The sequence below is a fragment of the Agromyces binzhouensis genome, from assembly GCF_004135055.1.
Classification (GTDB): Bacteria; Actinomycetota; Actinomycetes; order Actinomycetales; family Microbacteriaceae; genus Agromyces; species Agromyces binzhouensis.
The window spans coordinates 1-2,837 of the sequence record NZ_SDPL01000403.1; the positions used below are offsets into that span (position 1 = coordinate 1).

Here is a 2,837-nt window from a genome sequence, read left to right on the forward strand (position 1 = left end):
CGTGACGCTCGCGGTGTGCCCGGCCATCACGAGCGCCGGGCGCGCGGCGACCCGAGCGCCGTCGGACCCAGCGCCGAGCAGCACGTCGAGCCCCCGGCAGGCGGCCATGGCGAACGGGCCGAGCACGTTCCGCTTGGCCGAGAGGTCGTACGCCCAGATGGAGCCGGCGAGCGGGAGGGCGACGGCGAGGGAGGACCGGCCGCCGGTGAGCCAGGCGACCGCGATCCCCGCGGTCGTCAGTGCGCCGGCCGTGGCGAGGGCAGCGCGCCGCGTCACCCGGCCGGAGGGGATGGGCCGCTCGGGCCGCTCGACCCGGTCGAGTTCCGCGTCGGCCGCGTCGTTCAGCGCCATCCCGCCCCAGTAGAGCAGCACCGAGGCGACGGGGAGTCCGAGCCGGGGCAGGATGCCCCGACGACCGGTCGCGGCCATGCCCGCGGTCGCGTCGCCGAGGACCGTCAGGCCGGCGGGCGCGCGGACCAGCTGCAGGAACGTGGGTGCGTCCACGTCACGCCACCTGCGCCGCGGACCTCCGGACCGCCGTCCGGAGCGCCCACGAGACCAGCTCGTCGGCCTGGCGGGCGAACGCGTGCTCGTCGCTCCCCCACGGGTCCTTGAAGAAGTAGCCGAGCTCGGCGACGGGGCCGGTGACCCCGGCGCCGTCGGCCAGGGAGAGCAGTCGTGCGAGGTCGATCACAAGCGGCGCCGCGAGCGTCGAGTCGTACGCGCTCCAGGTGGTCTGCAGCGTGATCCGGGTGTCGAGGAAGCCCTCGGCGTGCACGTGGTCCCACGCCGTCTTGAGGTCGCCGAGGTCGGGCACGTTGTCGATGTGCAGCGGCGTCACGACGTCGTCGCCGAGCAGGTCGTGCAGGCCGCGGTTCTTCGAGGCGAGCTTGGACTGCACTGCGGCGGGATCGGCGAGCGTCGCTCCGTCGCCGCCGCCGAGGAGGTTCGCGCCGGCCCACGAGAGCACGCGCATCCCACGCGATGCGAACATGGGCGCGAGGACCGTGCGGAGCAGCGTCTCACCGGTCTTGCCGTCCTGGCCGGCGATCGGCACGGCGGATTCCGCGGCGAGGTCGCGCAGCGCCGGGACGCCGAGCGAGAGCGACGGCGTGAAGCACGCGTAGGGCGCGCCGGCGACGGCGACGGCCGCGATGGCCGAGAGCGTGCTGGAGGGCAGCGGCTCGGATGCCGGGTCGTCGAGCGCGGCGTCGAGCGCGGCGCGGGCGTGGAATTCGGGTCGATCGGCGGGGAGCGGTTCGGTCGAGGCGACGTCGATGACCACGACCCGGGCCAGGCCGTGGCGGTCGCGGAAGTCGCGGATGTCGGCGGCGCGGAGCTCGATCTCCTCGCGCTGGGTGCCGCGCGGGGTGCGGGCGAGCAGGCGGATGTCGGCGTCGACGGCGTCGAGCCGGGCGCCGACGGCGTCGACGATCCGTGAGGGCAGCATTCCGCCGGCGGCGAGCGAGCGTGCGCGCTCGGCGAGCGGGGTGTCGTCGACGTCGTGGCCGCCGACCACCAGGTCGCCGAACGCCGGGAGCGCGACGCCGTCGAACTCGGGCCCCGAGGTCGTGAGCCCCACCGGCGCCACGAGCTCGTCGGCGAGGGCGGCGAGGCCCACGGTCGCGGTGGTCGCGACGCTCCCTCGAGCGCCCACGAACCAGATCCCGGTCCGTCCTTCGTTCATCGTCGAACTCCATTCCCTGTGCACCGTTGCGCGTGGGCGCCGTGGCCCCGATCTCGAAGCTAGCCGAGCTTGAATCCTCGGTCAATCAGAAGTTGCGCTGCTCCTGCGATAACCCGCTCATGTTCAGTTGAAAGTCAGGCCGAACGGCCGGGCACGCTCCTGGCGAGCACCCCGAGGTACGCCTCGAGCTCGGCCGGAAGCCCGGCACCCTCGAGCGCCGCCACCGCATCGGCCGCCCGACGCACGATGCAGGCGCGATGCCGCTCGAGCGCGCCGCTGTCGCGCATGACGGCTCGCACGCGCTCGACGCCCGCGTCGGACAGGTCGGCACGACCGACGTCGCGGTCGAGGCTCGCCCGCTGCTGCTCCGACGAACCGGCGTAGGCGAGCTGGAGCAGGAAGGTGCGCTTGCCCGAGCGGATGTCGGAGCTGGTCGACTTGCCGGTCCGCTCCGGATCCCCGAAGACCGCGAGCTCGTCGTCCATGAACTGGTACGCGACCCCGAGGTGGCGTCCGAACTCCCCGAGCGCGGCGAGCGCCGCGGCATCCGCTCGCCCCGACGCGAGGGCGCCGAGCCGGAGCGGCAGGACGACGCTGTAGCCCGAGGTCTTCAGTTCGGCCGTGCGGGCGGGTCGAGCCGCCTCGACCGGGAGGCCCTCCCCGCTGACGTCCATCAGCTCGCCCGAGACCGCCTGCCCGAGCGCGGTGACGACCTCCAGCACGAGCGAGACCCGGATCCCGTCGGGCACGGGAGCGCGGGCGAGAACCCCGATGCACTCCCCGATCGCGAGGTCGCCGGCGAGGACGGCGGCCGATGCCGCACGGTGCTCGGCCGTCGATGCCGCGCCGATCGATCGCAGCGTCTCCCGGGTGACGCCGAACAGGTTGGGGCGACCGTGACGGCGATCGTCGCCGTCGATCAGGTCGTCGTGGACGCAGAGCCCCAGGTGCAGCAGCTGCACGGCCGCGGACAGCCCGTCGCAGGCCCCGGCGTCCCTGCCGCCCATGCCGAGGTAGGCCGCCGCGGCCAGCCTCGAGCGGAGGTACTTGCCCCCGCCCTGCGCGGCGAGCCCGTCGATGAGCTCCCGCAGTTCGGGCTGGTCGTCGGCTTGGGCGACGAGGGCGGCCCATGCGGCCGCCGTCGCGGCCG

The 2,837-nt window shown here is 74.5% G+C and carries 3 protein-coding genes; all 3 read right to left on the reverse strand.

What is annotated here, in order from left to right; translation table 11 throughout:
- Positions 1–504, reverse strand: a 504-nt coding sequence (locus ESO86_RS14840; protein ID WP_242492396.1) for a UbiA family prenyltransferase, incomplete at its 3' end; no start/stop codon positions are given.
- 1 nt (position 505) lies between these two features.
- Entirely contained in the window at positions 506–1,687 is a 1,182-nt protein-coding gene (locus ESO86_RS14845; RefSeq protein WP_207207166.1) for an inositol-3-phosphate synthase, read from the reverse strand.
- Positions 1,688–1,821: 134 nt separating this feature from the next.
- The coding region (locus ESO86_RS14850; protein ID WP_129235680.1) for a polyprenyl synthetase family protein at positions 1,822–2,837 on the reverse strand (1,016 nt) is incomplete at its 5' end.